This is a genomic window from Sinorhizobium sp. M4_45, assembly GCF_002885915.1.
Classification (GTDB): domain Bacteria; phylum Pseudomonadota; class Alphaproteobacteria; order Rhizobiales; family Rhizobiaceae; genus Sinorhizobium; species Sinorhizobium meliloti_A.
Map to the genome: position 1 here is coordinate 1 of NZ_NWVE01000021.1, position 2,500 is coordinate 2,500.

Below are 2,500 nucleotides of genomic sequence, written 5' to 3' on the forward strand. Positions count from 1 at the left end.
AACGCAAAAAGGCCCGCTGATGCGGGCCTTTTCGTGTGTACGTGCATGTGTATGTGTTTGGTTGCGGGGGCAGGATTTGAACCTGCGGCCTTCAGGTTATGAGCCTGACGAGCTACCGGGCTGCTCCACCCCGCGTTATCCGAGTTTTGCGTAGCAAAGGTCGGTTTGTTGGCCGGTTTGTTTCGGCCGTGTGAGAGAAGATGATCGGTTTGTTTCTCTTGCGATTTGCAGACCTGGCAGCGACCTACTCTCCCGCGTCTTAAGACGAAGTACCATCGGCGCTGGGGCGTTTCACGGCCGTGTTCGGAATGGGAACGGGTGCAGCCACCCCGCCAGAACCACCAGGTCGGCAAAGCGCAAGATTTGCGCCTTAAGGGCGCAAACCGAATTGAGAAGCTGGTGAAGCGGGCGGTTTAACGCTCGACTTCTTTTGAACACGTCTTTTTTTCTTGTCCGGATCATTCCAGCAGCCGGCAGAGCCGAGCCGCCGGTTGTCCGGCGCGCCGTCCGCAGCGCAGCGATCTTGCGATCGCGGCAGCGTGAGGACAGAAGAATGATGCTCATCTTTGATGAGCATAAGCAATGGGAACGATCAAGCCGATCGAACGATTAGTACCGGTAAGCTTCATGCGTTGCCGCACTTCCACACCCGGCCTATCAACGTGGTCGTCTTCCACGGTTCTCAAGGGAATACTCGTTTTCAGGTGGGTTTCCCGCTTAGATGCCTTCAGCGGTTATCCCTTCCATATATAGCTACCCTGCTATGCCCTTGGCAGGACAACAGGTCCACCAGAGATATGTCCATCCCGGTCCTCTCGTACTAGGGACAGATCCTGTCAATATTCCTACACCCACGGCAGATAGGGACCGAACTGTCTCACGACGTTCTGAACCCAGCTCACGTACCGCTTTAATTGGCGAACAGCCAAACCCTTGGGACCTGCTCCAGCCCCAGGATGCGATGAGCCGACATCGAGGTGCCAAACAACCCCGTCGATATGGACTCTTGGGGGTCATCAGCCTGTTATCCCCGGCGTACCTTTTATCCGTTGAGCGATGGCCCTTCCACGCGGGACCACCGGATCACTATGACCGACTTTCGTCTCTGCTCGACTTGTCAGTCTCGCAGTCAGGCGGGCTTATGCCATTGCACTCGACGAGCGATTTCCGACCGCTCTGAGCCCACCATCGCGCGCCTCCGTTACTCTTTCGGAGGCGACCGCCCCAGTCAAACTACCCACCATACACTGTCCCGGATCCGGATGACGGACCGCGGTTAGACATCCATGACGATAAGGGTGGTATTTCAAGGATGGCTCCACGAGAACTGGCGTCCCCGCTTCAAAGCCTACCACCTATCCTACACATGCCGACACGAATGCCAGTGTAAAGCTATAGTAAAGGTGCACGGGGTCTTTCCGTCTGACCGCAGGAACCCCGCATCTTCACGGGGAATTCAATTTCACTGAGTCTATGTTGGAGACAGCGGGGAAGTCGTTACGCCATTCGTGCAGGTCGGAACTTACCCGACAAGGAATTTCGCTACCTTAGGACCGTTATAGTTACGGCCGCCGTTTACTGGGGCTTCGATTCAGAGCTTGCACCCCTCCTCTTAACCTTCCAGCACCGGGCAGGCGTCAGACCCTATACGTCGTCTTGCGACTTCGCAGAGCCCTGTGTTTTTGATAAACAGTCGCTACCCCCTGGTCTGTGCCACCCCATCCTACTTGCGTAGAAAAGGGTCACGCTTCTTCCGAAGTTACGCGTGCAATTTGCCGAGTTCCTTCAACATAGTTCTCTCAAGCGCCTTGGTATACTCTACCTGACCACCTGTGTCGGTTTCGGGTACGGTCTATACGGTGGAGCTATTTCCTGGAACCGCGTCCCCGCCCGGACAATCCAATAAGTCCGGACAAGTTGAGCAATCCGTCACTACCACCAGGCCCACGAATATTAACGTGGTTCCCATCGACTACGCGTGTCCGCCTCGTCTTAGGGGCCGGCTAACCCTGCTCAGATTAACTTTAAGCAGGAACCCTTGGTCTTTCGGCGAGAGGGTCTCTCACCCTCTTTATCGTTACTCATGTCAACATTCGCACTTCCGATACCTCCAGGATCCCTCACGGGTATCCCTTCACTGGCTTACGGAACGCTCCGCTACCCCTATACACCTAAGTGTATAAGCCTCAGCTTCGGTGCATGGCTTCAGCCCCGTTACATTTTCGGCGCAAAGACCCTTATTTAGACCAGTGAGCTGTTACGCTTTCTTTAAATGATGGCTGCTTCTAAGCCAACATCCTGGTTGTTTTGGGATCCTCACATCCTTTCCCACTTAGCCATGACTTGGGGACCTTAGCTGGAGGTCAGGGTTGTTGCCCTTTTCACGACGGACGTTAGCACCCGCCGTGTGTCTGCCGACTAGTACTCCTCGGTATTCGGAGTTTGGTTAGGATCAGTAAGACGGTGAGTCCCCATAGCCCATCCAGTGCTCTACCCCCGA

1 tRNA gene and 2 rRNA genes (1 of these 3 cut by a window edge) are annotated in these 2,500 nt (G+C 55.0%); all 3 read right to left on the reverse strand.

Features of this window, described 5'->3' with window-relative positions:
* Nucleotides 1-58: 58 nt before the first annotated feature.
* Nucleotides 59-135, reverse strand: a tRNA-Met gene (locus tag CN933_RS31090).
* Between the two features lie 96 nt (nt 136-231).
* Nucleotides 232-346: ribosomal RNA gene (gene rrf, locus CN933_RS31095) — 5S ribosomal RNA — on the reverse strand.
* A 242-nt stretch (nt 347-588) separates the two neighbouring features.
* Nucleotides 589-2,500, reverse strand: a 23S ribosomal RNA gene (locus tag CN933_RS31100); it runs 951 nt beyond the window's last position.